Source organism: Azospirillum brasilense (genome assembly GCF_007827815.1).
Lineage (GTDB): Bacteria > Pseudomonadota > Alphaproteobacteria > Azospirillales > Azospirillaceae > Azospirillum > Azospirillum brasilense_C.
Window position 1 is genome coordinate 1 of sequence record NZ_VITH01000016.1, and the last position, 26,951, is coordinate 26,951.

At 65.2% G+C, this 26,951-nt stretch carries 16 protein-coding genes; 11 read left to right on the plus strand and 5 right to left on the minus strand.

Features of this window, described 5'->3' with window-relative positions:
- From FBZ83_RS25745 to FBZ83_RS25785, 9 genes are all read left to right on the plus strand, one after another.
- Positions 1–1,449, plus strand: a 1,449-nt coding sequence (locus FBZ83_RS25745; RefSeq protein ID WP_145689595.1) for a class I SAM-dependent methyltransferase, incomplete at its 5' end; no start/stop codon positions are given.
- Between the two features lie 25 nt (positions 1,450–1,474).
- Complete coding sequence (locus FBZ83_RS25750) at positions 1,475–2,518, plus strand: rhamnan synthesis F family protein (RefSeq protein ID WP_145689597.1); 1,044 nt, start codon at positions 1,475–1,477, stop codon at positions 2,516–2,518.
- 145 nt (positions 2,519–2,663) lie between these two features.
- A complete protein-coding gene (locus FBZ83_RS25755) occupies positions 2,664–4,142 on the plus strand; it encodes a mannose-1-phosphate guanylyltransferase/mannose-6-phosphate isomerase (RefSeq protein WP_145689599.1) in 1,479 nt (492 codons plus the stop codon).
- Positions 4,143–4,257: 115 nt separating this feature from the next.
- Positions 4,258–5,331 carry a glycosyltransferase family 61 protein gene (locus tag FBZ83_RS25760; protein WP_145689601.1) on the plus strand — a complete coding sequence of 358 codons (1,074 nt, stop codon included), beginning with the start codon at positions 4,258–4,260 and terminating at the stop codon, positions 5,329–5,331.
- A 17-nt stretch (positions 5,332–5,348) separates the two neighbouring features.
- A complete protein-coding gene (locus tag FBZ83_RS25765) occupies positions 5,349–7,820 on the plus strand; it encodes a glycosyltransferase (RefSeq protein ID WP_145689604.1) in 2,472 nt (823 codons plus the stop codon).
- A 622-nt stretch (positions 7,821–8,442) separates the two neighbouring features.
- Complete coding sequence (locus FBZ83_RS25770; RefSeq protein WP_145689606.1) at positions 8,443–13,032, plus strand: glycosyltransferase family 2 protein; 4,590 nt, start codon at positions 8,443–8,445, stop codon at positions 13,030–13,032.
- Positions 13,033–13,290: 258 nt separating this feature from the next.
- The gene (locus FBZ83_RS25775; RefSeq protein WP_145689608.1) at positions 13,291–16,887 is read left to right on the plus strand and encodes a glycosyltransferase family 4 protein; all 3,597 of its coding nucleotides are present in this window, start codon (positions 13,291–13,293) and stop codon (positions 16,885–16,887) included.
- Positions 16,888–17,037: 150 nt separating this feature from the next.
- Positions 17,038–18,075: a GHMP kinase gene (locus FBZ83_RS25780; protein ID WP_145689610.1), complete on the plus strand. Its 1,038-nt coding sequence runs from the start codon at positions 17,038–17,040 to the stop codon at positions 18,073–18,075.
- 7 nt (positions 18,076–18,082) lie between these two features.
- Positions 18,083–18,709 carry an SIS domain-containing protein gene (locus FBZ83_RS25785; protein ID WP_145689612.1) on the plus strand — a complete coding sequence of 209 codons (627 nt, stop codon included), beginning with the start codon at positions 18,083–18,085 and terminating at the stop codon, positions 18,707–18,709.
- Positions 18,710–18,773: 64 nt separating this feature from the next.
- On the opposite strand, the gene FBZ83_RS25790 is transcribed toward FBZ83_RS25785, so the two are convergent.
- Positions 18,774–20,012, minus strand: coding sequence for a sulfotransferase family 2 domain-containing protein (locus FBZ83_RS25790; RefSeq protein WP_145689614.1), 1,239 nt, complete (start codon positions 20,010–20,012; stop codon positions 18,774–18,776).
- Positions 20,013–20,293: 281 nt separating this feature from the next.
- Here FBZ83_RS25790 and FBZ83_RS32405 point away from each other — a divergent pair, with 281 nt between their 5' ends.
- On the plus strand, positions 20,294–21,019 hold the full coding sequence (locus FBZ83_RS32405; protein ID WP_145689616.1) for a CatB-related O-acetyltransferase: 726 nt from the start codon (positions 20,294–20,296) through the stop codon (positions 21,017–21,019).
- A 137-nt stretch (positions 21,020–21,156) separates the two neighbouring features.
- Here FBZ83_RS32405 and FBZ83_RS25800 read toward each other — a convergent pair whose 3' ends face one another.
- The 4 genes from FBZ83_RS25800 to FBZ83_RS25810 form a co-directional block, all read right to left on the minus strand.
- Positions 21,157–22,455 carry a hypothetical protein gene (locus FBZ83_RS25800; RefSeq protein ID WP_145689618.1) on the minus strand — a complete coding sequence of 433 codons (1,299 nt, stop codon included), beginning with the start codon at positions 22,453–22,455 and terminating at the stop codon, positions 21,157–21,159.
- Positions 22,456–22,459: 4 nt separating this feature from the next.
- The gene (locus FBZ83_RS32410) at positions 22,460–22,582 is read right to left on the minus strand and encodes a hypothetical protein (protein ID WP_282186912.1); all 123 of its coding nucleotides are present in this window, start codon (positions 22,580–22,582) and stop codon (positions 22,460–22,462) included.
- Between the two features lie 4 nt (positions 22,583–22,586).
- Positions 22,587–22,922 (minus strand): hypothetical protein, encoded by a 336-nt coding sequence (locus FBZ83_RS25805; protein ID WP_145689620.1) that lies wholly within the window; start codon positions 22,920–22,922, stop codon positions 22,587–22,589.
- Positions 22,923–23,017: 95 nt separating this feature from the next.
- The gene (locus FBZ83_RS25810; protein WP_145689621.1) at positions 23,018–25,534 is read right to left on the minus strand and encodes a glycosyltransferase family 2 protein; all 2,517 of its coding nucleotides are present in this window, start codon (positions 25,532–25,534) and stop codon (positions 23,018–23,020) included.
- A gap of 323 nt (positions 25,535–25,857) precedes the next feature.
- On the opposite strand from FBZ83_RS25810, the gene FBZ83_RS25815 reads away from it, so the two are divergent.
- A complete protein-coding gene (locus tag FBZ83_RS25815; RefSeq protein WP_145689623.1) occupies positions 25,858–26,841 on the plus strand; it encodes a hypothetical protein in 984 nt (327 codons plus the stop codon).
- The last annotated feature ends 110 nt before the right edge of the window (positions 26,842–26,951 follow it).

Sequence of the window (26,951 nt, forward strand, 5' to 3'; positions counted from 1 at the left end):
GGCTGCGGCTTCGGCTTCTCGCTCGACGTCGCGCGCACCGTCTTCGGCTGGTCGGTCCAGGGCATCGACCCCGGTTTCGCCGCCCGCGCCGGGCGCGACCTGCTGGGGCTGGACATCTCGTCCACCTATCTGCGCACACCGGCCGACGCCGGGCCCGATCCCTTCGACCTCGTCCTCTGCTCCGAGGTGGTCGAGCACATCTTCGAGCCGCTGGGTTTCCTGACCATCCTGCGCGGCGTCCTGGCGCCGGGCGGCACGCTGCTGCTGACCACGCCCAACGCCGGGGCGATCGCGCCCGACACCGCCGCCGGCATCCTGGTGCCGCTGCTCAGCCCCGGCTACCACGTCACGCTCTACAGCCGCGAGGGTTTCGAGGCGCTGCTGCGCCGCGCCGGCTTCACCGCCGTGTCGGTGTCCGAGCACGGGCCGACGCTGCGCGCCACCGCCGCGATGGTGGAGGGGACGGCCGACCTGTCGCGCCGGCTCGACCGGGCGCGCTATCTCGAGTATCTCGAGGAACGGTCGCGCACCATCGCCGCCGACACCCCGCTCGGCCTCGGCCTGCGCTACCGCCGCCTCAAGGAGCTGGTCCATGCCGGCCGCTTCGCCGAGGCGCGTGAGGCGGCGGCCCCGGTGCTCGATGCCTGCCGGACGCGCTGGGGCCTGGAGCTGAACAATCCGGAGAGCCTGCCGTCCATGGGCGACTGGCCGGCCGACATCGCGGGTTTCCATGACCGCGCCCCGTTCAGCCTGTGCGGCATCCTCTATTGCCTGGGCATGACGGCGTGGCTGCACGACGACGACCGCGAGCGGGCGCGCCTCTACTTCCAGGCGGCGGGCGAGGCCGGCGAGCGGGCGCGCGCCGCGCTGCAGGCGGCCGGAGCCGACGACGGCGAGACCGACGACCTCGCCTGGCGCGCCCGCGGCCACGCCGCCGGCATCCAGGCCTGGAGCAACCCGCTCGCGGCCGCCGACGGCATCGAACGTCTGGCGCGCGACGCCAGCCCCATCCTGGGCGAGCGCGTGCCCCCCGCCATCCTGGCCGGCCTGCGCCGGCAAAGCTTCATCGATCTGGTCAACCTGGGCCATTACGCCGCCGCCGACCGTCTCGCCCGGGGCGTCGAGGACGACCTCGCCCAGTGGGGTCCGGCAGAGGTGGCCTCGGCGGCCTTCGCGCTCGCCATTCTGTCCCTCAACCATCGCAAGGCGGTGAAGACGGCCGCCGGATGGTTCGGCAGGGCTGCCGAGGCGAGCCGCGAGCCGGTCACCCCGCTGCTGTGGCCGGCCCTCTACCATCAGGCCGAGGCCCTGGCCGCCACCGGGCAGAAGTCCCAGGCGGCCGAGGCGCTGCGCGGTCTCCTGTCTCCGGAGCCCGGCCTGCCGGCGGTGCCGGCCGACCTGCACGCCCGGGCTCAGAAGCTGGTCCGCTCCCAGCGGCTTCCCGTTTGATCGCGCCGAGGATGGCACCGTCCCGATGACAAGCATTCTGCCGCGTCTTCTCATGCGCTTGCGCATCGGCTTCTTCTGGCTGATCGCACAGATCAAGCTGTTGGGGGGGTATTTCTCCTACGCCGCCAGCTTCTTCCGCAAGGAGAGCTATGTACGCGAGCGCTGGGACGGGCATCGGCCGCTGGCCGGCGCGCGCCGGGTCGTGGTGTTCGTCCACTACGACCGCCAGGGCGTGGTCCACGACTTCGTGCGGCATTATCTGCGCCAGCTCCACGACATCGGCTTCGCCATCGTCTTCGTGAGCAACGCGCCGCGTCTGGTGCAGGTGGAGGCGCTGCAGGAGATCTGCGCCCTGGTCATCCGGCGGGACAACGTCGGCTACGATTTCGGCGCCTACAAGGAAGGCATCGCGGCGGTCCCCGATCTGGGCGCGCTGGACATGCTGCTGCTCGCCAACGACAGCGTCTACGGCCCTTTGTACCATCTGGGCGGCCTGCTGGACCGGATGGGGCCGGAGGAGGCCGATGTCTGGGGAGCGTCCGACAGCTGGGAACGGTCCTTCCACCTGCAGAGCTATTTCCTGCTGTTCCACAAGGCGGCCCTGACCGCGCCGGCCTTCACCGCCTTCTGGCGGCAGTTGCGCTACGTCCAGTCCAAGATGTGGATCGTGCGCAAGTACGAGATCGGGCTGACCCGCACCCTGCGCCGGTCCGGTCTGCACTGCCGGGCCGCCTTCCCCTACCGGCAGGCCGCCGCCGCCCTGATCGAGGCGGTGGTGGAAGGCAACGTCACCGGCGACGCGCTGCAGGACCCCGTGCGCAAGCGCTTCATCCAGCAGGTCTTCCACACGATCAACGCCGGCGTGCCGCTGAACGGGACGCATTTCTTCTGGGACTACCTGATCGCCCGCATGGAGTTCCCGTTTATCAAGCGCGACCTGCTGCAGAAGAACCCGGCGCACATCCCGCTGCTGAACTATTGGGAGCGGGTGGTCCAGAGCTCCACCGACTACGACACCGACCTCATCCTGCGCCATCTCGAGATGGCGCTGAAGAACCGCAGCGTCTGACGCGGCGGCGAAGGCCGGCGGGCACCGAAAGGAGGACCCACTTTGGCCAAGTTGACAGGAATCGGAGACCTCCCGTAGTCACAATGGGTTGCTGCCGCACGGCCCGCCGGGCGGCAATCCCTTGCGACGCACACGATCGGCGGCCATGACCAACACTCCGCAGCACGCCCGCATCTTCCCCGTCATCCTGTCCGGCGGTTCCGGGGTCAGGCTCTGGCCGATGTCGCGGGAACAGTATCCCAAGCAGTTCCTGCCGTTGTGCTCGGAACGCTCCATGTTGCAGGAGACGGCCCTGAGGGTCGCCGATCCGGCGCTCTTCGCGCCGCCGCTGGTCGTCTGCAATCAGGAGCACCGCTTCGTCATCGCCGAGCAGATGCGCCAGGTCGAGCAGGAGCGCGGCCAGGGACGGGGGACGGGTGCGGCGCGGATCGTGCTGGAGCCGGTCGGCCGGAACACCGCCGCCGCCGCCGCCATCGCGGCGCTGATCGTCGCGGAGCAGGACCCCGACGGACGGCTCCTGCTGCTGCCGGCCGACCACGTCATCCAGGACACGGCTGCCTTCCTGGCGGCGGTGTCCGTCGCCGCCCGGGCGGCGGACGCCGGCCGGCTCGCCACCTTCGGGATCGTGCCGACCGCGCCGGAGACCGGCTACGGCTACATCCGCCGGGGCCTGCCCCTGGATGGGCTGTCGGGGGAGCAGGAAGGCGCCTATCGCGTCGCCGCCTTCGTGGAGAAGCCGCCGCGCGCGGCGGCCGAGCGGTATCTGGCCGAGGGCAACGTCTTCTGGAACAGCGGCATGTTCCTCATGCCGGCGCGCCGCTACCTGGAGGAGCTGGAGCGCTGGGAGCCGGCCGTGCTCGCCGCCTGCCGCGCCGCGCTCGCCGGAGGCCGCGCCGATCTCGACTTCTTCCGGCTGGAGGAGGAGGCCTTCGCCGCCGCCCCGTCGATCTCCATCGACCACGCCGTGATGGAGCGCACCGACGCCGCCGTGGTGGTGCCCTGCGCCATCGGCTGGACCGACGTCGGCGCGTGGTCGGCGCTGTGGGACATCGGAACCAAGGATGAGGGCGGCAACGTCTGCCATGGCGACGCGATCGCCTGGGACAGCCGAGGCTGCTATGTCCGCAGCGAGGACGGGGCGCTCGTCGCCCTGCTCGGCATGGAGGACGCGGTGGTCGTCGCCACCGAGGACGCCGTCCTGGTCGCCGCGAGGGACCGGGCGCAGGACATCAAGCCGCTGGTCGAGCATCTGAAGGCGCAGGGCCGCGACGAGCCGCGCCAGCACCGCCGCGTGCACCGGCCCTGGGGCTATTACCAGTCGCTGCACGCCGGCGACCGCTTCCAGGTGAAGCGGCTGACGGTGGCGCCCGGCGCCCGCCTGTCCCTGCAGAAGCACTATCACCGCGCCGAGCATTGGGTCGTGGTGAACGGCACGGCCCTGGTCACCCGCGGTGAGGAGCAGATCCTGCTGCGCGAGAACGAGTCGGTCTACATCCCGCTGGGTACGATGCACCGGCTGGAAAATCCGGGCAAGGTGCCGCTGAACCTGATCGAGGTGCAGTCCGGCGCCTATCTGGGCGAGGACGACATCGTCCGCGTCGACGATCATTACGGACGCCCCTGACTCGGTCGGCGAAGCGCGCGGACATCATCCGATCTTTGCCCGATTTTTGAATCGATTTTTTGACGCCGGGATCTCATAGGATAGGCCTTCCGCCATGGAAGGCCTATCTCTCCGCATGCCTCCGACACCGATCAGCCCGCCCGACGGGTCCGACATCCTGACCCTGGCCTCGCCGGCCTTCGACGCCGCCTACCCGCGCGTGGTCAACAGGGAGCTGATCCCCCAGCCGATCCTGCAATCGATGGAATGGGCGTGGAACACGCCGCGCTTTCCCGAACGCCCGGTGCGCGTCCTGCGCCTCGCCGACGTGTGGGTGGCCAAGGAAGGGCTGGTCTTCGACCGCGGGGGCAACCTCTACCGCGAAACCATCACGCAGCATTCCGCGGGGGAGGTCGAGCAAGCCCATGCGGCCGTGCTGGCGGCGATGGAGCAGGGCGGGGTGGAGGCCGACGCGGACGGTCCGGTCCTGCTGTGCAAGAAGCGGGGCATCGGCAATTACGGCCACTGGATGATGGAGATGCTGCCCAAGGCATGGCTCGTCCATCAGCATCTGCCGGCGCTGTCGGCGCGTTTCCTCGTCGCGCATGTGCCAGGGCACCTGAACGACAGCATGGCCCAGTCGATGGCGATGCTCGGGATCGACCTTTCCCGGACCATCGTCGCCGACGACGCGCCCCGGCGCTTCACCGATCTGCTTGTGGTGGACGGGCTCAGCGAGCATGGCGGCTACATGTCGCCGCTCGTCCTGGACGCCCTGGACGCCCTGGCCGGCGTCGTCCCGGCGGCCGGGGCGGAACGGCTGTTCGTCACCCGCCAGGCGACCGGCTTCCGCCGCGTCGTCGGCGAGGATTCGTTGATCGCCCGCGCCCAGACGCTTGGCTACACGCTGGTCGAACCGGGCGTCCTGACGCTGCCCCAGCAGGCGTCGCTGTTCAAGGGGGCCAGGAAAATCGTCGGCGTCATGGGGGCGGCGATGACCAACATCGCCTTCGCCGCGCCCGGCGCGCGGGTCGTGACCCTGACGCCCGCCGGCATGCCCGACACCTTCTTCTGGTTCATCGCGACGCTGCGCGGCCTCGACTACACCGAGGTCCGCTGCCCGCAGAGCGGTCCCGTGCAGGGCGTCATGCCCTGGGACACCGATCTGCTCCTGTCCGCGGACGACCAGGACCGGATTTTCGCGGATTGAGGCGGGAGCATGATGCGATGACCACGCACGGGACCTTCGCCTTCTTCATCGAGCGCATCGAGGTCGGCGGCGAGCTGCGGATCGAGGGCTGGGCGTTCCACGACCGGCACGGCCCCTGCGGCTTCGACGTGGTGATCGATGGCGGCGACCGTCCACCGGCCGTCCATGTCCAGCAGGGCATCGGCCGACGCGACGTCGCCCTGGCCCTCGGCGCGCCGATGGCGGAGCGGTCGGGTTTCGTGGTGGTGGCGGCGCTGCCGTCCAGCACCTCCGCCGTCGTCCTGCGCCTGACCGCCGGGGACGCGCAGGAGGCCATCCCGCTGATGCTGCGCACCGGCCTGTCCCTGCGCAGTTGGGAGGTGGGCTGCGAACGGTCGGTGCCGGCGGTGGAGTACCGTTTCCTGACCGAGAGCGGCCTGCGCTACGCCGCCGCCCTGCCGGCGCGACTGACCCGCGCGCGGCCGGCGCTCGGGCTGTTCGCCGAAGCCCCGCCGCCCTGCGGCCCGCTCGCCGCGCCCGTGTCCATCATCGTGCCGATCTATGGCGGCAAGGGGTTCCTGATACCGCTGGTCCACGCCCTGCTGGAGACGGTGGAGCCGCGGCATCGCATCATCTTCGTCGATGACGGCAACCCGGACCGCAGCATCACGGCTTTCCTGGTGGCGCTCGCCGTCTCGCTCGATCATGTGACGGTGGTGAGCAAGCCGCGCAACGAGGGCTACCTGAAGGCGGTGGCCGACGGGATGGAGCTGGCGACCCGTCTCAACCCGGATGGGCATGTCGTGCTGCTGAACACCGACGTCGAGGTGCCCGCCGGCTGGCTGGAACGGCTCGTCCGGCCGATCGAGCGGACGCCGTCGATCGCCAGCACCACCCCCTTCACCAACGCCGGCACCATCTGCGGCTTCCCGGCGATGCCGGAGGACAACGCGCCCTTCCTCGATGCCCCGGTCGGAGAGATCGACGCCGCCTTTGCGGCCATGGCCGGGCTCCCACCGGTCGAGGCGCCGACCGGCGTCGGCTTCTGCATGGCCCTGAACCGCCGCGCGCTGCGGGAAATCGGTTTCTTCGACCAGGCGGCCTTCGGGCGCGGATATGGCGAGGAGGTGGATTGGTGCCGGCGCGCCCTGCGGCGCGGCTTCACCAATGTGATCGTGCCCGATCTCTACGTGCACCATCACCACGGCGGCAGCTTCCCCAGCGCGGAGAAGGCGGCCCTGATCGAAGCGTCCGGCGCCGTCATCCGGGAGCGCTATCCGGAGTTCGACGCGGAGGTTCAGGACTTCATCCGCGCCGACCCGCTGCGCCCCATCCGAGCGGCGGCGGCCGTCCGCATCCTGTCGGCGCGCGGGCTGCCCGGCCGGCCGCGGACGGTGCTTCTGTTCGACCATCCGGGCAAGGGCGGGGCCGCCGCCTTCCGCGCCAAGGAGGTCGCGCGCCTGCAGGGCCAGGGGCACGCCGTCCTGCTGGTGCGGCCGACGGTGCAGCCGGTTCTCGGCATGCCCGAGGGCGCACTGGACATCGAGCTTCTGCACCGCGACACCACGGTCCGCTATCCGGCGAACGATCTCGGCGACCTCGCCGCCCTGGTGTCCGCGCTGCCGCCCGCCGAGGTGGTGGTCAGCTCGCTGGTCGGGCACGCGGACACGGGTAAGGTCATGGCCTTTCTCCGGTCGCTCCGGTCGGGCGGCGGTGGAGCTGCGCCGCTGCGCCTGCTGCATCACGACTATTTCCCGGTCTGCCCATCCCTCAACCTGATCGACGCGGAGGATCGCTTCTGCGGCGTGCCGGCGCTGGAGCGTTGCCGGACCTGCGCCCCGGCGAACGCGCATTTCCAATGGCGGGAGAGCAGCGCGGGGCCCGTCGGCCCCGGAGGTGCCGGCATCGATGTGGTCGCCCACCGCCGGGCGTGGCAGGAGCTCTTCGACGTGGCCGACCGCCACGTCGTCTTCTCGCGCAGCGCGCTTGCCGTCCTGCGCCGGGCCTTCGCTCTTCCCGACGACCGGGTGCGGATCATCCCGCACTTGGCAGACCATGTGGTTGTGACGCCGCTGCCCTCGCCGGCGCCGGGGCCGGTCATGCAGGTGGCTGTCGTCGGCGGGATCAATGTGGCCAAGGGCGCCCGGATCCTGGAGCGGATGGTGCGTCTGGCGGAGGAGCACCGCCTGCCGATCCGGTTCGAACTGTTCGGCAACATCGACCGCTCCCTGCGCTCGGTGCACTTCAGCGACAACGGTCCCTACGAACCGGGGCAGCTTCCGCGGCTTCTGGCCGAACGGGGGTGCCACGCGGTCTTCCTGCCGTCGATCTGGCCGGAGACCTATTGCTATGTGCTGGATGAGGTGGTCGGGCTGGGGCTGCCGGTGGGTGCCTTCGACATCGGTGCGCCGGCCGAGCGGCTGCGCTGCTGGCCGAACGGCTTCATCGTCCCCCAAGCCACGCCGGAAGCCGCCTTGTCGACCCTCTTGCGTGTCGCCGGCCAGAGGTGACCGCCGCATGGCGATGGTCGTTCGTGGCCCTTTCTCCGCAATCGCCCGTCGTCGATGCCGACCGTAGGGCGGCCGTGTGGTCCTGTTCGGTTTTACTGCTTCAGCAGACTGGCTTTGTTGCTGTTTTGAAATATTGAATCGGCAAGAGAAACAGAATCCGCGATGCTTCTCTCATGATGATGAAGTGATTGACATCAACGGAAAGATGGAGCACCAATCCATCGATTGGTCATCAATGATTACGTATCTAAGAGCGGCGCCTCATCTTGCCTTCAGAGGAAATGAATTTTGCAGAAGTCCATCATTCACGGCAGAAGATTTCGCAACCAGTAGCGGCTGATGTGGTCCGTTGCGGTGAAGTCGCCGTTACTGATTTTTCCCGATACTTTTCCATGTTATTCGTCCTATTTTTGCAGAATTCCATGAAATTTGTTATTCATATGAATTTATTCTTAAGAACGGGGGTCGGGTGGCCTTCCACGGAAAACTCACGTCTGCGAAAGCGCGCCTCGTGGGCGCGCGATCGTGACTGGATGGGAGGCTTTTCGGGGGAGAAGGATGGCCTCCACCGGTGGCGGGTGTGCGATCAAGCGCGACTGAATCTCAAGAAGGTCAAGGGCATATGACACAGAAGACAGTGGGCAGCCTTGATGCCGTCAATCTGTACAAGGGCTTCGGTTGCATCCTGTCCGGCTGGGCCATCAATATCGAAAGCCCGTCCACAAAGGTCGGCATCGGCGTTGTCATCGATGGACGGTGCATCACGACCTCCTGGGCCCGCTATTTTCATCGCGAGCTGTTCGCGAACGGCACCGGAAGCGGCTTCAGCGCCTTTTCCATCCTGATCCCTTCGGAGCATCTCTCCGATCAGGAGGCGCGCATCTTCCATGTGGTCGGCAACGGAGACCTGATCGGCAGCGCGACCCTCAGGCTGCCCGATGACCGTTCGCCGATGCAGACCCTGCTCGGCGGCCCTGCCCGTCGGCCGCTCACCCTGGCCGAGGCCGGAGGGCGGCCGGAGGACACGCCGGTCGACGTGGTGGGCGACGTGGCCATGCTGCGCAACGGCGGCGTCTTCGACGCCCACTGGTACGAGCGGGCCTATCCGGACGTTTCCGAGTGGTGCCACGAGACCGGGGGCTCGCCCTATCTGCACTACCTGCTCGTCGGTCGCCCCCAGAACCGCTGGGCGCACGTTCTCGTGAACGAGGCCTGGTATCTGGAGCGTTATGGGAACGTCATCCGCAGCATGCACGGGACCGAAGCCCGCAGTCTGGTCGACCACTACTACAACGTCGGCAGCGTCTTCGGCTTCGACGCCGCTCCGGGGTTCGACGAGCAGACCTACCTCCACGTCAACGACGATGTCCGTGCCCTGGTAGACGAGCGGCAGCTGGTCAGCGGCTACCGCCACTATCTGATGTACGGCGCCTTGGAGCACCGTCAGGCGCCCTCCGGCGCCACGCTGCCGCCGTTGCGCACCCACGAGTTGCTGGAACGGCCGGAGTTCATGGCCATCCTGAACGGGACCGGGCCGCTGCCCGGCCCGACGGGGCGCAACTGGGCGGCGTTCAACGCGCGGAGCTTTCCCGCCCAGGACCTGTCGGGCACTTTCGCCGGTGACCTCTACTGCGGGCTCCGCGTCGACGTGGCCGCCGCGATCGCCGATGGCCGCCTCGCGTCGGCCGGCCGCCATTGGGTGGAGCATGGCATCCACGAGGACATGGCGGGAACCACGCCGCGTCTGAACGGCTATTGCGAGCACCGTTACCTCGCCGAGAACCCGGACATCTCCGCGGCGGTCGGCCGGCGCGCGCTTCCCTCCGGCTATCACCACTTCCTCAGCCACGGGCACCATGAAGGACGCAGGGGCGGCCTGGACCTCGGCGAGCCGCCCGTGCGGACCATCCCCTCCCAGGAGATCCTGGCGCGGATCGCCGCGCGGGACCGCTGGCCGACGATCTCCATCGTCATGCCGGTCTACCAGACGCCGGAACGGTGGCTGCGGGCGACGATCGACTCCGTGCTGAACCAGCTCTATCCGTTCTGGGAGCTGTGCATCGTTGACGACGCGTCGCCCAGCCCGCGCGTCTCGGAGCTGCTGCAGGAGTTTGCGGCGCGCGACCGCCGCATCCGCGTGGCGAGCCTGCCGGCCAACGGCGGGATTTCCGCCGCGTCGAACGCCGCGCTGTCGCTGGCGGAGGGTGAGTGGATCGCGCTGCTGGACCACGACGACCAGCTGACGCCGGACGCGCTCTACGAGATCGCCGCCGCCATCGTCGAGCACGAGCCGGACGCGGTCTACTCCGACGAAGACAAGATGACCGTCGATGGCCGGTTCTACGACGCGGCCTGCAAGCCCGGCTGGTCGCCCGACCTGCTGCGCAGCACCATGTACACCGGGCATCTGACCTGCTATCGCGCCTCGGTGGTCCGTTCGGTCGGCGGCTTCCGCAGCGCCTATGACGGGACGCAGGACTACGATCTGGCGCTCCGCATCGCCGCGGTGACCGACCGCTTCGTCCATGTCCCGAAGATCCTCTACCACTGGGTCGCGATCCCGGGATCGACCGCCGAGGTGCTGTCGGCCAAGAGCTACGCGATCGAGCGGCAGAAGCTGGCCATCGAGGACGCCGTCGCGCAAAGCGCCGCCACGCCGTTCGAGGTGCGGCCCCACTGGTCCACGGGCAACTGGCGCGTCGTGTACGCCCCGCCGTCCCCGGCCCCGCTGGTCAGCGTCGTCATCCCCAGCGCCGGCCGGATGGGCGAGGTCTTCGGGATGCGGGTCGACATCCTGAAGAACTGCGTCGCCAGCCTGTTCGGCAGCGAGTGCTACGAGAACTTCGAGGTCGTCGTCGTGCACAACGGCGAGCTTGAGCCCTCGACCCTGCGCTTCCTGCGCTCCTTTCCGAACGTCCGCGACGTCAACGCCCAGCGGGCGGACTTCAACTTCTCCGACCGCGTCAACCTCGGCGTGGAGCAGGCGCGCGGCGACTACGTGCTGCTGCTCAACGACGACATCCAGGCCATCTCGAAGCACTTCCTGCGCGACATGGTGGGGCTGGCCAGTCAGCCCGGTGTGGGCATCGTCGGCCCGCGCCTGCTGTTCGCTAACGGCACGATCCAGCATGTCGGCATCCTGATGCTGAACGGCTCGCCGACCCACGCCCTGATCGGCGAGCATCGGCTGACGCCCGGCCCGCAGGGGATCGGCCAGCTGGTGCACGACGCGGCGGCCACCACGGCGGCCTGCATGCTGGTGTCCCGCAAGCTCTACCAGGAGGTCGGCGGCTTCGACACCGGGCTTTGGCTGAACTACAACGACGTCGACTTCTGCAACAAGGTCCGCGCCAGGGGCCTGCGGATCGTCATCGATCCGGCGATCGAGCTTTACCATTTCGAATCCCTGTCGAAGTCGGGCACCTTCAATTGGGAGCTCCAGAACTTCATCCGGCGCTGGGGAATCGTGAAGGACCCCTACGTCAACCCGGCCTTCTCGGCCGAACGCCCCTTCTATGAGCTTGAGCACGCCCCCGCCGTCCGTCCGGTGCGCGACGTCCAGGAGCAGATCATGGCGCGCATCGCCGCGTCGCGGTCGCGGCCGCCAGTGGAGGAGTCGATCCGCTTCTCCTTCTTCATGAGCACCTACAAGCAGCCTGTCCGGTTCCTGCGCGAGATCGAGAAGACGATTCTCAACCAGTTCTACCGGAACTTCGAATGGGTGATCGTCAGCGACGGCGACCATCGGCCGGAGCTGCTCGACTGGCTGCGCGAGGTGGCGGTGCATGAGAACGTGACGGTGATCGTCGCTCCGGAAAACCAGGGCATCATGGCGGGCTACGGTCTGGCTTTCCGGGCGACGTCCGGCGACTACGTCCTGCCCGTGGACGCCGACGACTTCCTGACGCTCGACGCTCTGCAGGTGATGGCGGAGCACATCCACGCCCATGGCCGCCCGGCCGTGCTGTATTCCGACGAGTTCAAGAGCAACCCCGAATCCCGGCTGTTCTCGCCCTTCCACAAGCCGGACTTCGACTGGGTCCTGCACATGAACATCTGCTTCACCTGCCACCTCTGCGCCCTGCGGCGGGACGTGGCGGTGGAGGTCGGCGCCTACACGGATCTGAAGGCGACCTGGAGCCACGACTGGGACACCTTCACGCGCGTCGAGCGGGCCGGCTACGCCGTCGTCCATGTTCCGCACCTGCTCTACGCCTGGCGGATCAACCCCGGCTCGACGGCTTCGGTGGAAAGCAGCATGAAGCCGGCGGCCCTGCACAGCCAGCGGCACGTTCTGGAGCAGCATCTGGCCCTGACCGGGCTGGACCAGAAGCTGGGCATCGTCGAGAACACGCTGTTCCCTCATCCGGGCATGTGGCGGCTGGCGCCCGACGCGGCGATGCAGCCGCGCACGGCGCTGGTCATCGCCGCGTCGGCGGTGGACGACGCGGCGGCGGCATCGGTCGCGGCCCTGCTGATGCAGCGGAACCGCTGGATCGCGTCGGTCCGGCTCCTGGTGCCGGCCGGCGGTGCGGCGTCGTTCCGCCTGTTGCTGGAGCGCCACGGCGTCGGTGCCCGCGCCCTGTCGAGCACGACCATCCATGAGGGCGGCTCCCTGGTGGATCTCCTCTCCGACGCTTGCGGGGACGGGGAGAGCGTTGCCTTCGTGCAGGCCGGCTGCCTGCCGCTGCAAGCCGGCTGCCTGCCGGAACTGGCGGGCCTTCTCGGTGGGGTGGAGGAGGCGGTGGCCATCGGCGGCCGTGTTCTGGGCCCCGACGACAAGGTTGCCTGGGCCGGGGGCTTCTTCGGCATCGGCGGGTTCCTGGCGACGGCCGACTACGGGCGCGATGCCGACGACAGCGGCTACCACGGCATGCTCTTCTGCCAGAGGTTCGTGGACGGCGTGTCACCCAGCCATTGGCTGGCGCGCTCCGGCTTCCTGCGCGGTCTGCTCGGGCGTTTGGCTCCGGACACCACCGTGGGGCAGATCGCCGGTGCCATCGCGCTCCGCGCCCATGGCGAGGGAAAGCGTGTGCTCTACACGCCCTTCAGCGTCTGGCGGCTCACGGTGCGGATGAACATTCAGCCGCAGAGTCCGTCCCGGGATCTGCTGGGCCATCTCGGCGTGGCGGTTCCGTCCACCAGCCGATGGTACAGCCCGCGCCTTTATCCCGTTTCCGGGCAGTGTTACCAGCCGCGCGGGTACGTATGATCCGCGATCATGCTCCACGATCGCTCTGCCACAAAAAGGTTGCAACCCACTGTGCAGGTTGGAGCGATCCCAATGCTCAACGAGGTTGGAGGTTACAGAGTTTCTTAACGACATAGTAACGTTGTGAAGCCCTAATTCGGCCGATGCTGGCCATGGTTTTCCTTGGCGCGCGTTGCATTGGTTTCTGTTGAAGCGGGCGTTTCTCGCCCGGCCTCAGGGCTGGGTCCACAGGGTTGATATCCTCAAAAAGGTTCGATCATGACCGTCGCCATCACACCCATCGAATTCGGCACAAATATTCCTGATGAAGCGGAACTGAAGCGGTGGGTGGGAAGTTTCGATCCCGTCGATGGGAATTTTATCCGTGGCTGGCTGATCGACCAGGACACCCCGGCGCGGAGCGCCGCCGTCGAGATCTCCATCGACGGTGTGAACGTGGCGACGGTCATCGCCAATCACCCCCGACCGGACGTCGCCGCGACCACCGGGCAGGCTGACAAGGGGTTTCACTTTTCCGTTCCGCCCGCCTTCGCCGATGGAAATCCGCATATGGTCACAGTTCTCGTTGCCGGCACGAACCTCCACCTGACAGGCAGCCCGCGCGAGATCGTCGTGGCGCCGCCAGCGGCGGCTGACGCGTCCGGGCTCGGGATCGACAAGGATCGGATTTTCCAGGACATCGCGCAGCCGCTCGCGACGAACCTGACCTACAAGGTTGGCGGCTTCAACGAGAAGGAATACACGCGCCAGTATCCGGATGTGAAGGCGGCCATCCGGGGTGGCGTGTTCGCCAGCGGTTACCAGCATTGGCTCCAGTACGGGGCCAAGGAGGGCCGCATCGTTGCCAACGGTGCGCCGCTTTCCATTCCCCAGCCGCTGGTCGCCGAACAGCTTCTGTTCATCGACGCCGTCTGCACCGGCAAGATCGGGCTGGCGTCCTCCGCCTTCGATGACTGGCGCCTCAAGCAGCTGGTGGACTTCCCCCAGCTCGACGAATTGCTGGACCTGCCTCGGCTGCTGGCCTACGTCGAGGAGATCGAGGAACCGGATGACGTCCGCGCCGAGCTTCCCGTCGATTTGTTCGTTTTCCTGTATTACCGGACCGTCTTTGGAGAGCTGACCGGTTCTACGGTCGAACAGTCGATTCAGCGTTACCAGATCCTGAGCGAGGCGTCCGCGCGTTACTACGTGCTCCGTAAGGATTTCTGGGCGGAGCAGGTGAGCGGTTGGAGCAATCTGCGCACGGCGCAGCTGCTGCGCCTCGCCGGCCGTTCTGACGAAGCCCGGGCCGTGCTGGCCGGCCTCCGGCGCGACCATTGGGATCTCGATTTCAAGTACAAAGACCGGTCGCTGCCCCGGCCGCGCCCCAATTTCATCGTGTTCGAGCGGGCAACCTATGAACTGGGGATGCTCGACCTTGCCGAAGGCAAGCTGGTCGACGCGACCATCCACGCGACCTCCCTGGCGAACGAAACGTACGGCTGGAAGCGCGACGGGCTGCGCCGGCGCATCGTGCCGCTGATCGAGCAAGGCCTCGACCGGATCAAGGACGGTGACCGGGACGCCGCCGCCCGCTGCATCGGCGACGCCTACGCCCTGTTCCGGCAGGACCCCGGCCGGCGGATCGGCAAGCCTCTGAAGTCCCTCAAGGACCAGCCGCTTGACGGCACGAAGGGCGCCAAGACCTACGACGTCGTCTTCTACATCGGGGATTCGACGAGCGAGTCCAAGCGCTACCGCGTGCTCAACCTGATGGACACGCTGATCGGTCTCGGCTACCGGGTCGGCTGCTTCACCGAGCCCGAATTCCCGACGGTGATCTCGGAAGGCAATCGCATCCGGTGCATGGTCATCTTCCGGTCCGCCTACACGAGCACCCTGTGCAACGTGGTGGAGACGTTCCGCCCGCAGGGCACGCAGTTCCTTTACGACATCGACGACCTGTTCTTCGTGCCGAAGGTCCTGCCGATGATCGCCGGCGCCGCGCTGATGAGCCCGGAGGCCTTTGCCGGCACGGCCCAGTGCATTGAGCATTTCCGTCAGGCGCTGATGCTCACCGATGGCGCCACCGGCTCCACCTCCTTCTTGGTTGAGGAGCTGGCGGCGCTCGGCCGGCCCGCCCGGGTCGTTCCGAACACCTTCGGGCCGCTGCAGGAGAAGCTTGCCGCCGTGCTCCTGCAGGAGCCGGCGCCGTCGCGTTCCGAGGTGCGCATCGCCTATCTCAGCGGGTCCTGGACCCATCATCGTGATTTCGCGCAGTGCGAACAGGCGCTGCGCACGATCATGGCGCGGCACCCCAATGTCACCCTGATGGCGGTCGGCCGCATCGATCTCGGCCCGGAATGGGACGAGTTCAAGGACCGCGTCATTCCGGTCGGCTTCATGTCCCACCAGGAAATGCTGGCCTTCTACCGCGAGGTCGACATCTCGATCGCGCCGCTTGAGGTCGGAAATCCCTATTGCGAGGCCAAGAGCCAGCTGAAGGTGTTCGAAGCGGGGCTGTTTGGCGTGCCCTCGGTCGCCTCGGCGACCCACTCCTTCCGCGAGGCCGTCACCGATGGTGTGGACGGCTTCCTGGCGACGACGCCGGAGGAGTGGCTGGAGCGGCTGGAGCGGCTGGTTGCCGACGGCGAACTGCGGGCCGCCGTGGGCCGGCGTGCCCGCGAACGGGCGCTCACCCAGTTCTCCGAGACCGCGCTGAAGCAGGCCATCACCGGCCTGTTCCCCAAGGCCGCCGCCCCGGACGCCGTGAACGCCGTGATCCCGGCGCGCTTCGGCCTTCCGCTCAACGAGCGCAAGATGCGGATCGTCTGGGTCGTGCCCGACATCCACGCGGGCAGCGGCGGACAGCGCAACATCCTGCGCTTCGCCTACTACCTGACCACCTTCGGCCACACCGTCAGCATCGTGGTGAAGGACTCGTCCCGGCCCGCGGTGGAGACGCACCGTCTGATCAACGAGCACTTCTACCCGTTCAAGGGCAGCGTCCAGAATTACAACGGCAGCATGCCGCCCTGCGACGTCCTGTTCGCCACCCATTGGACGACGGTGGAGATCGTGGTGAGGCACCGGGCCGCCGCCAAGCAGGCCTGCTACTTCGTCCAGGACTTCGAGCCGGGCTTCGTGCCGTTGGGCTCGGAATATCTGATGGCGGAGAACACCTACCGCAAGGGCCTGTATCACATCACCTCGGGCCCCTACTGCGAGCGGATTCTCAAGCAGACCTATTCGAACGACGCCGACCATTTCAAGTTCCCGCTCGACCGCCTGAATTACTGGCAGCGGCCGCGGACCGAAACCTCGGCGGAAGGGACCATCCTGTATTTTGCCCGGCCGGAGATGCCGCGGCGCTGCTTCGAGTTCGGCAACATGATGTTGGCCGAGGTGAAGATGCGGCGGCCGGGCGTGCAGATCCTGATGTATGGCTCCCACCATGTCGACACCGGCAGCCTGCCGTTCGATGCGCGCAACCTCGGCATCCTGCCGACGATCGACGATCTGGCGCGCCTCTACTCCAACGCCGATCTCGGGATCGTCTTCTCGCTCACCAACCCCAGCCTGGTGCCGTACGAGATGATGGCCTGCGGCCTGCCCGTGGTGGATGTCCGCTTCCAGGACAACATCACGAATTACGGTGGCCGCGAGGACATCGCCCTCCTCGGCGATCCGGACCCGACCGCCTTCGCCAACCAGGTCATCGCTCTGCTCGACGATGTCCCGGCACGGGCGGAGCGTGTCCGCAAGGGGAAGGAGTTCATCCTGGACTTCCCCAGCGAGGTGGAGTCGGTGCGCCGGGTCGAGAGCCTGCTGCTGAAGCGGCTCGATCTGATCGATGCGCAAGCGGTCACAGCGTGAGCGGACGCCGGTGGAGGGGGGTGACCGACCGGCGCCGCTCCTTCATCGGCGCCACGCGGCCGTGATGGGATTTTCCACGAGCGGCCCGTTGGCAAGCCCAGCGGTCGCGGCGCGGTTCCAGTGGTTGATGGCTTCTGCCGAGGAGTTGCCATGATTATCAGCAAGACCCCCCTGCGCATGAGCTTCATGGGCGGTGGCAGCGACCTTCCTTCCTTCTATCGCCAGCATGGCGGCTTGGTGATCAGCACGGCCATCGACAAGTACGTCTTCGTCAACGTCAACCCCAAGTTCGACGACGGCGTGCGCGTCAGCTACTCGGTCACGGAAACCGTCGGATCGGCCAAGGAAGTCGCCCATCCGCTGGTGCGCGCCAGCTGCGCGCAGCTGGGCATCGCCGGCGGCCTTGAGATCACCTCCATTGCCGACATCCCGGCGAGCGGGACGGGGCTGGGTTCGTCCAGCTCCTTCACGGTCGGGCTTCTGCACGCGCTCAGCGCCTACCAGGGCGCCTACATGGCGGCCGACGATCTCGCGCGCGGCGCCTGCCACATCGAGATCGACGTTTGCGGCGAGCCGATCGGCAAGCAGGACCAGTACGCCGCGGCCTTCGGCGGGCTCAACGCGATCGAATTCCACCCGAACGACACGGTGACGGTCACGCCGGTGGTCTGCGATCCGGCGGCCCAGCAGCGGTTCGAGGAGAGCATCCTGGTGTTCTACACCGGGCGCACCCGCTCCGCGTCGAACATCCTGAAGCAGCAGTCGGAGAAAAGCGCCAGCAACACGGCGACCATCGCGTCGTTGCAGACCATGGTGTCGCTGGCGCAGGATTTCCTGAACTATCTGCGGGCCGGCAACACCGACATTCTGGGCGAGATCCTCCACGAGGGCTGGGTGCTGAAGCGGGGCCTGTCGCAGGGCATCACCGACGAGGCCATCGATGGATTCTATGAGCGCGCCCGCGCCGAAGGTGCTACGGGTGGAAAGCTGTTGGGCGCCGGCGGCGGCGGCTTCCTGATGATCTACGCGCCGCCCGAACGGCACGAAGCGATCACCCGGGCGCTCAGCGACCTGCGCCGGATCGACATGCCGTTCGCCCGCGAGGGCAGCAAGATCATCTTCTACCAACCGCCCGTCCGCAAAGCCGCGGCCCCGAAGCGGGCCGAGCGCGTTCTCGAACTGACCTGAGGCAGCCATGTCCGGCAAGTTTCCCGCTGTTCCGATCTCCGACGCGGCCGACTACACCGCGCAGTATTTCAAGCGTCTGTACGAGGCGAGCGAGACCATCCGTCCGGACGCCATGCGGGCGGCGGCCGACCTGCTGCGCAGCACGATCGAGGCGGGCCGCTGGGTCTATGCCTGCGGCAACGGCGGCTCCGCGGCGATCTGCAACCACCTGCACTGCGACTTCGGCAAGGGCATCCGCACCGGCACCAACCTGCGCCCGCGCATCCACAGCCTGTCGGCGCATCTCGAGATGATCACGGCCATCGGCAATGATTTCTCCTACGACGACATCTACGCCTACCAGCTGAGCGGCATCGGGGAGCCCGGCGATCTGCTCATCACCGTCAGCTCCTCCGGCAATTCGGAGAACATCGTCCGTCCGCTCCAGTGGGCGCGCGACAACGGCCTGCGCACCATCGCGCTGACCGGCTTCGACGGCGGCCGCTCCGCGCCGCTCGCCGACGTCAACATCCATGTCGCGGCCAACAACTATGGCATCGTCGAGGACGTGCACCAGTCGGTCATGCACATCCTGGCCCAGTTCGTGCGCCAGAGCGTCATGCCCGCCGGTGACATCGCCACGCTGAAGTTCTAAGCGTTCCTGATTCCTGTCATGAAGGAACCGCTTTCATGAGCGGTTCCTTCATGATGGAACGATGTTACAATTTGATGAAGTCCAGCCAGTGTACGTAGACGCCCAACGCGCGTCTGTCAGGATCGGCGCTGTTGATTTCGTGCGGAATTACCGTGCGCGGCAAATCTATACGGAAATGAACGGTTCCGTTGTTCGCCGACAGCGAAGCTGCATCAATTCTTGCCGATACTATTCTTGTGTGCGTTGGAAGGTTAGGCGGCTGATACAGTGATAGAGGCAGCTTTTCTCCATTCGCATATATCTCAATGCCATCGATAATTTCTGGAATATAGGACGACGCCATCATGGTGATATTGTAATCACTGGATGAGTCAAAGCACACGTACACAGACGATGAGTTCTCCGGGCCTGTCCAGCGAACAGTGTATCCATTTTGTTCGCTTTCTCGGCCGTACCAGCCCTCACCACTGAACTGATCGTTGAAATCAAAGCGGAAATCACCGCTTTGCCTGTTCTGCATATTCATTCTTTTGATAAACTTGCTAATTGTCTCATCTCTGCTAAATTTCTGGAGATCCCTTCTTTTTATTTCCTCAATAGCGAAATCATAAACAGCTTGGTCGACCAAATTTATAGAGCGAATCTCGTCCAACACTTCTGGTGTCGTGTTTGCTGTGAACTCTGCTTGTGTTATGTTGAATTTTGGAAGCCGCTCTGGCGGATACCATCCATAAAAATGACAAATTGAATGCATGAGTTCGTTTACGGTTTTGCTCGTACCCAAGAAATCTATATTTCTGATATTTTCTTTAGCTATTTCAAGAGAGTTTTCATCATAAGAGTTGACAAAATATTCCTTGTCGACGGGAGTGTCGTATTCCTGAACAGCGGTCGATTCCTGAATCGACTGGAATGCCAAGTGGCGAGTTTGCCAATTAGCCATGTATCGACGGATTCTTGGATGCCTAAAAAAGTCAAGTATGTCCATGCGATTCGCAGTATCACTCAACATGTGATGACTGGTTTGTAAGATGTACCTATAACTTGATACAGTGCGCTCTACAGGATCTCGCAGGACTGTGACCACACGATGAGTGTTTTCCAAATAATCCATCGGCCACCAGCCACTATGGCTTGAGATGCATTTTTTGGTTCTAAGAACACTTGGAGGAATCCTCGAAATATTAACATCATCCCAAAGGCTAAGGATGTCATCCCGATGAAAATTATTTTCCATCCAGGTTCTGAATGATGTTCCTGCACATTTCGGGATGTGCAAAAAATAAATCCCATCCTTGCCCATTCTGCCCTGCCTCTTTGCAATCTTCCTAAATTTTGCAAGAAACACTTTCTTGCAACCTTAATAGTCAGCTTTCGCACGTTAAAATTTATAGGTTAAAATTTTGTGTATTTATCTAACATGACGGAGGAGAGAGGCCTTTAATACTAATTTATGACATAGATTAGACGCTAACCATTCTCAAACGATTTTAGAGACGGAAATTGCTGTTTGCAATATATTGAAATAATGGTAAAATATTTCATATACAGTGTAATTTTTTGCGAATATGTGGAGTTGCAGTGATGAGTGATAATTTTTTGCATCTTGGTGTTGTTGCACTCAAGAGCAATTTTTCCGCTCCGTGTCGAGTTGAGGCCCCATCAAAAGTACTGGGGAATGTTGGGCGTGGATGTAGCATAGGAGCGTTCACCTATTTACAAAAAGATACAGTAATCGAAGGGACAGAGATTGGAAGATTTTGCTCAATTGCGGCATCGGTATGTATTGGGGGTGGTGAGCATCCCATCGATTGGCTGTCCACTCACCCTTTTGTTTGCGATCCAAACGACGTTGTCGTTGGTGTGAGCCGCACATATCCTGAAGCGCAGGCTTGGTTTGGTGCAAAGTCAACAAGATTTCATGGGCAGCCTGGGCAATGCCGGATAGGAAATGATGTTTGGATTGGCCATGGAGCCATAATAAAGCGAGGCGTTTCGGTTGGTGATGGTGCGGTCATTGCGGCTGGTGCCGTCGTGACAAAAGATGTTCCTCCTTATGCAGTCGTAGGTGGATGTCCTGCCAAGCATATAAAATTCAGGTTTGACAGTAATACTATAGAAAGTCTGGTGAACCTTAATTGGTGGAATTTTGACCTAAGTCCACTGACCGGCGAGATTGATTATTCAAATGTCGGCGAATCTATAAAAATGATACAATATGCCATAGAGCATGGAACTGTTCAGAAAGCCAGATACAAATCATACATTCTATCAAATATGGGAGAAGAAATAACAGAGAATGTGCAATGAGGGTGTAATCTATTATGGGAAAAGCGCATGAAATTATTAAAGATGATCAAAATATAATTATCTAAGAAGAACGGAAATAATGGAAGTTATGAGCCCTGACTGATTCGCCGGCCGCCAGATCAATCAGGGCTTCTGCCTCAGACTGTTTTGACGACGATCACCGGGCGGCCATCGGGCGCGATTCGCCAGATGCGTCCCACCGCGCGCCGGTAACCGATCTCGTCAAGGACGTCACTCGGGACCGCCACCGCAGCGATGGCGCCGCCCGGCGTGCCGTTTTCGACCCGTTCGGCCTGCACATAGTCGCCAACGGCCCAAGGCCCTGCGACGGTGACCGGCACTTGGCCGCAGAAGGCGATGCGGTCGAATCGTGTCCGCTCTGCCTCCGCGCGCGCCTGCCAAGTTGCCAGCTCCTCCACCCAAGCGCTGTGCCGGTCGGCAAAGCGCTCCACCGCCTCGCTCTCCGGCTCGTCCGAGATGGGAACCGGCTCGGCCGGTGGCGGTCCCAGCCGATCCTCGGTCAGCGCATCGCCGCCAACGTAGCTGGGGCTGGTGGACTTCACCACAAAGCTGTGCGCCCGGTCGAAACGGTCGGTCAGTCGTCCGTCGGCGTCGACTCCGGCGATCTGCCCCTTGGCGATGGTGCCGCAGTCCGCAGCCTTCTCCATGTATTCGGCATAGTCGAGGCCAGTGGCGTTGACCGTGCCGGCGGCGTTGATCGACCGCCCGGTGACGCTGTTCTTTTGTACACGAATGGCGGTGGCCGACACGCCCGCCCCGGTGCCCGCGACTTCGCAGACGGTTGTGGTGGACGTCAAGCCGGTCAGAATATCCAGGATTGCTTGCCCTTCGCCCCGCGTCCCGGCCACCGATGCGCCGCCAGTGGGGGTGAACGCCAAGGCTCCTGTCCAGCCGTTGTGAGTGAGGAAGGCATCGCCGGTCCCATAGCCCTGGGTGTCTCCAGACACGCGATTGTAAAGCTTGAAGGCTCCCAATCCGTTGGGCGCGACCCGCTGGAGCAGCACCCCGGCCTTAGGGCCGTAGCTGGTAAACTCCGACGGGTGTGAGACCTGTAGGGCGATGCCGGCGGCGTTGCTGGCAACGCCTGGGTTGCGGAGCAGAATCTGCGCTGCGAAGGGGCTTCCGTCTGCCCGCTCGACGGTGAGAGGGATGGGCGAAGCGGTGGTCCCGATGCCAGCGTTGCCTGCCGCCGACAGGGTCAGCACCCGCGACGTGGCTTGGTCGCCAATGCCGGTGGAGGCGAAGGCGGTGACCGTACCGCCGTGGATCGCGTCACCGCTGAGTCCGTTCGGCGGGATGGAGCGGATCTGCGCGACCGTGGCCTTGACGGTCCGGGTGCCCTGGTCGAGCGGCAGCGTGTCGCCGTCGGCCAGGCTGACGGCGGCCGGGAGATCGCCGATGAAGACGTCGCTCATCGGCTCACCTCCGGGCCAGGGTGCGGCCGTCGCGGGCCGCGAGGGTGGTGCCGGTGTCGACGGTGAAGCGCCCGAGGATGCTGGCGACGAAGGCGCGGCCGGTCAGGCGGCCGAGGCGGAGCAGCATCGTGTCACTCCTTTTCCGAGATGTAGAGGGTGCAGTCGCCGGCCGCACGCACGGCGGCGATGTGGGTGTGGCGACCGGTGCGCTCGTCACCCAGGGACAGGTCGTAGTAGGTGTAAGCCGGGAAGTAATGGTCCGCCGTCGTGGCCGTGACTCCCGCGGCACCGCTGCGCAGGAAGACCGGTCCGGTGGCGTAGATCCCGATGACCCGGGTCGCGGGGTTGAAGGGCTGCGCGTTGGTGGCGCTGCCCGCCCCGACCGTGATCGACTGGGCACCGCCGGGCCGGAGGCGGAGCGCCGGTATGGGAACGCAGTCTTCGTCGCGCGGGAGGAGGGTGGACATGGCAGCAGGCTCCGCAATTGGTCCTGCGCGCATCATAAGAACACGTTCCTAAAAAATCAAGGAAATATATCCTATAATCTGGTTCTGCCTGTCCTTCATGTCCTCGGCTCCGGTCCGGGCGGCGGGCACAGGCGCCGGTGGCTCGGTCCCAGCCGTTCGAAGTGCGGGTTGTAGAAAGGATCGTTGAGCAGCCGTTCGCCCCAGCGGGCGCGGAGATGGCGGGCTTCGCCGGCCAACCGCTCCATTTTCTCCGGTGTGTCGTCGGTGCCGCGCGTCTGGGTTTCCAGATGGTAGAGCCGGGCGTGCGGAGTCCACAGCACGCGCAGGCCGGCGCCCTGGAGCTTCAGGCAGTAGTCGACATCGGCGTAGGCGACGGGCAGGTTCACCATGTCGAAGCCGCCGACCGCCTCGAAGGCGGCGCGGGAGGTCAGCAGGCAGGCGCCGGTGACCGCCGAGACCGTGCGCGGCAGCACAGCTTGACCAAGATGCCCGGGCTCGTCGGCGCCGAGCCCGACGAAGGCGTGCCCGGCCGCCCCCTCCGCGCCCAGGATGACACCCGCATGCTGGACCGTGCCGTTGGGGTAGAGCAGCTTCGCCCCGACCGCCCCCACCCCGGGCCGGGCCAGCAAGGACACCATCTCGGCCAGCCAGTCCGGGTGGATGGCGACGACGTCGTTGTTGAGGAAGCACAGCGCGTCGCCCCGGCAGGCGCCCACGGCGGCGTTGTTGATCGCGGCCCAGTTGAACGGTCCGTGGAAGGCGGCGACGCGCACCCGCGGGTCGCGGGCGAGGTTGTCGAAGACGGGGCGGGACCGCGGGTCGGCGCTGTCGTGGTCGACCAGGATGATCTCGTAGTCCGGATAGCCGGTCTTTGCCAGCAGGCTCGACACGCAGTCGCGGACCAGTTCGGCGGCGTCCTTGGTCGGGACGATGATGGACACTTTCGGCGCCGGGGTGGGCAGGGGATGGCGGATGCGGGCGCAGAACAGCCCGCCGGAGCGGGCGTGCGTCTCGCGGTCGGCGGTCACGGCGGCCCGGCTGCCGGTCCGGCGGTGGTGTTCGCCCACCACACGCTCGATCCCGTCCAGCAGGACGGCCGGGTCGCCGCTGCCCGACAGCGAGGCAGGGTTGATGCGCCAGTGGTAGAGGACGCGCGGGACGTGGCGGATGCCGGCGGCACCGACCCGCTCCAACAGCCGCAGCACGAGGTCGTGGTCCTGAACCCCCTCGTACCCCTCGCGCAAGCCCCCGACCTCCAGCACCAGCCGCCGCTCGGCCACCAGCAGGTGGCAGACGTAGTTCAGCGAGGACAGAAGCTCCGGATCGAAGTCCGGCTTGAAGGCGGGGGCGACGTGCCGACCGTCCGGGGCGATGCGGTCCTCGTCGCTGTAGAGCACCGGAACGGGCGCCCGCGCCAGTTCCTCGGCCATGACCAGCAGGGCGTCGGGGGCCAGCCGGTCGTCGTGGTCGAGAAAGGCCACATGGTCGCCCAACGCCAGCGACAGGGCGCGGTTCGTGTTGGCGCTCACCCCGCCGCGGGCCGCGCTGAACACGGCGCGGATTCGGGGATCGCGGGCCGCCTCCTGGCGGATCAGAAGGCGCACGGCGTCGTCGCGCGAGGCGTCGTCGGCGATGCACAGCTCCCAATGTCCGTAAGCCTGGGCGCGTACGGATTCGATCGCCTCCGCCAGCATCCACAGGGGCGGGTCGCAGACGGGCATGACGACCGAGAAGAGCGGGCGCCGGTCCAGCTTCGCCGCGCGTGCCGACAGTTGCGGGCGGCGGGTGGCCGTGTCGGCGTAATGTTCGTCGAAGTAGGCGGCATAGTCGGCGACGGAGCGGGCGGCGGCGGCGCGGCGGCGCGGCACTTCGTCGCGCAGGTCCTGGAGGATGCGGGACACCTCGTCCAGCCGCTCGGCCAGCCGGTCGTCCGGACCGGTCTCGTCCGCGTGCAGCGCGATGGGGACGGGGCCGCAGAGGACCGCGCCGTCGCGCCGGTCGCGGACCTCCAGCACCCGTCCCGACCGGACGGACAGCAGCAGCTCGAAACCGTGGTCGCAGGTGGTGAAGCGCGACAGCAGGTCCCGGCGCTGCTGGTTGGCCACGGCTCCGGCGACGATGCGGTCGTCCACCAGGATGTCGACCTCGACGGCTTCCCGCTCGTCTTCGGTGTTGACCGCCCAGCCGACGATCCGCGGCCCGTCCACGCTGTCCAGATTGGCGACCACGGCGCGCGGGGCTGCGGGGACGGACAGGCCGTTCTCCAGAAGATGGCCGGTCGCGGCGATGCGCACGCCGACGGCCGTCCGCAGCGGGTCGAGGCCCGGAAAGAGTTGCGCGAGGTCCAACTCGAAGCCGCAGCGCACCCGCCGGCCAAGCAGGCGGGAGAGCGCGCCGCTGTCGCGGTCCGGCAGGATGGTGACGCTCGCCGACCCTGCGGAGACGAGGAGCGGGACCGGCGTGTCCGGCGCCGCCACCGACAGCGCCCAGCCGAACAGCCGTGCTCCTTCCCGCCCTTCCAGCCGCCCATAGAAGGGTTCGGTCGCCGATCGCCGCCCCAAGTCGCCGGTGGTGGTGTCGGAAGCCGGCGGCGCCGGGAGGCTGTTGCTCATGGAGAGTCCTTATGGGAGGGCCGTGCGGGGCCTGGGAAGGCTCGGCGGCTGTCGCGATGGCGCGATGGCGATAGGGAGTGCTCCATGCGTTTTTTTGTGTCAGCTACGGCCCGGCTTCGTCAAGACGCTACGCCAGACCAGGACCGTCGTTGTTTCTCCACGGTGGCCGCCCATTGCCGCCATGAACCTCGGCGCACCGACGAAGTGCAGCGAAGGCCGTAGTTTTCCAGACGTTGACGGGCGTTGATTGTTAAGCTTGACATTATCGTAATTTATTTTATTTTACGAAAGAAAACATGTTTTACTAGTTTTTGGAGATGGTTATGAAATATTCATTGAAGCCCGGCCGCAATATTTATATTTTCTGCATGCCGAGGGGGCGGACTGGCGGGCCGGAAGCGCTTCATCAATTGGGGAGCGTTTTACGGGGCCTTGGGCACAATGCTTTTATGGTGTATGTTGCTTGCGAGATTCCCGAGCTTCAGAAGAAAAAGACCGCTGACGATCTCTGGAATGTTTATGAATTCAAGTCGGTCGATGATCCGGTCGTGCCGGACTATGTAAAATATGGCGTTCCTTACACTTTCGAAGTTGTCGACTCCCCGGACAACATTATGGTCCTTCCGGAGGTCTGGTCATACTGGCTGCAGTTCGGTGAAAACCTGCAGAAATATTTCTGGTGGCTCAGCTACGACAACGCCTTGTCGTTTGTGCACGCGGCCGGAGGGTGGGGCAACTTCCAAAATCACAACTGCCGGCACCTGACGCAATCCGAGCACGCCAAAGTTTCTTTGAGAAGTCATGGAATTGGGGAAGTGTACCCGCTTTTTGATTTCATCGGTTCGAACTACTTCGTCCCGTCTCCGGCCGATAAGCGGGACAACCGCATTCTCTACAACCATAAGGGAGCCGCGCCGGCGGAGAAGCTTGCGGAGTTGGCGCCGGAGTTTCTCTGGCAACCCTTGATCGGGCTGACCTCACAGGAAGTCTGGTCCTTCTTCCGAACGTCGAAACTCTACATGGACTTCGGCTATCACCCCGGAAAAGATCGCATGCCACGCGAGGCGGCGGTCTCCGGCTGCTGCGTGATCACTGGGATGCGTGGCGCCGCCCAGCATTTCGAGGACATTTCCATTCCTGGAAAATACAAAGTTGCCAACCCGGACCAGGATGCGGAGCGTGTGATCGCGCTGGTCCGGGACATCATGGAGAACTTCGAGGACCATACCGCCTCCTTCGAATATTATCGGCGCAAGATCATGAGTGAGCGTGAGGAGTTCTTCCTGCAGGTGCGGAACCTGTTCTGATCCAGGGATGGCTCTTGAGGAAGGCGCACAGAGCGGACAGTGTGATGCCGGACACTGCCCCTTCCTCTTTGCCTCTTCCTCTTTTTGAGGGTGTTGGGTGGTCGAGGCCG

Coding starts and splice junctions, on each gene's coding strand:
- FBZ83_RS25750 (WP_145689597.1), top strand. CDS start 1,475: ATGACAAGCATTCTGCCGCGTCTTCTCATGCGCTTGCGCATCGGCTTC.
- FBZ83_RS25755 (WP_145689599.1), top strand. CDS start 2,664: ATGACCAACACTCCGCAGCACGCCCGCATCTTCCCCGTCATCCTGTCC.
- FBZ83_RS25760 (WP_145689601.1), top strand. CDS start 4,258: ATGCCTCCGACACCGATCAGCCCGCCCGACGGGTCCGACATCCTGACC.
- FBZ83_RS25765 (WP_145689604.1), top strand. CDS start 5,349: ATGACCACGCACGGGACCTTCGCCTTCTTCATCGAGCGCATCGAGGTC.
- FBZ83_RS25770 (WP_145689606.1), top strand. CDS start 8,443: ATGACACAGAAGACAGTGGGCAGCCTTGATGCCGTCAATCTGTACAAG.
- FBZ83_RS25775 (WP_145689608.1), top strand. CDS start 13,291: ATGACCGTCGCCATCACACCCATCGAATTCGGCACAAATATTCCTGAT.
- FBZ83_RS25780 (WP_145689610.1), top strand. CDS start 17,038: ATGATTATCAGCAAGACCCCCCTGCGCATGAGCTTCATGGGCGGTGGC.
- FBZ83_RS25785 (WP_145689612.1), top strand. CDS start 18,083: ATGTCCGGCAAGTTTCCCGCTGTTCCGATCTCCGACGCGGCCGACTAC.
- FBZ83_RS25790 (WP_145689614.1), bottom strand. CDS start 20,012: ATGGGCAAGGATGGGATTTATTTTTTGCACATCCCGAAATGTGCAGGA.
- FBZ83_RS32405 (WP_145689616.1), top strand. CDS start 20,294: ATGAGTGATAATTTTTTGCATCTTGGTGTTGTTGCACTCAAGAGCAAT.
- FBZ83_RS25800 (WP_145689618.1), bottom strand. CDS start 22,455: ATGAGCGACGTCTTCATCGGCGATCTCCCGGCCGCCGTCAGCCTGGCC.
- FBZ83_RS32410 (WP_282186912.1), bottom strand. CDS start 22,582: ATGCTGCTCCGCCTCGGCCGCCTGACCGGCCGCGCCTTCGTCGCCAGC.
- FBZ83_RS25805 (WP_145689620.1), bottom strand. CDS start 22,922: ATGTCCACCCTCCTCCCGCGCGACGAAGACTGCGTTCCCATACCGGCG.
- FBZ83_RS25810 (WP_145689621.1), bottom strand. CDS start 25,534: ATGAGCAACAGCCTCCCGGCGCCGCCGGCTTCCGACACCACCACCGGC.
- FBZ83_RS25815 (WP_145689623.1), top strand. CDS start 25,858: ATGAAATATTCATTGAAGCCCGGCCGCAATATTTATATTTTCTGCATG.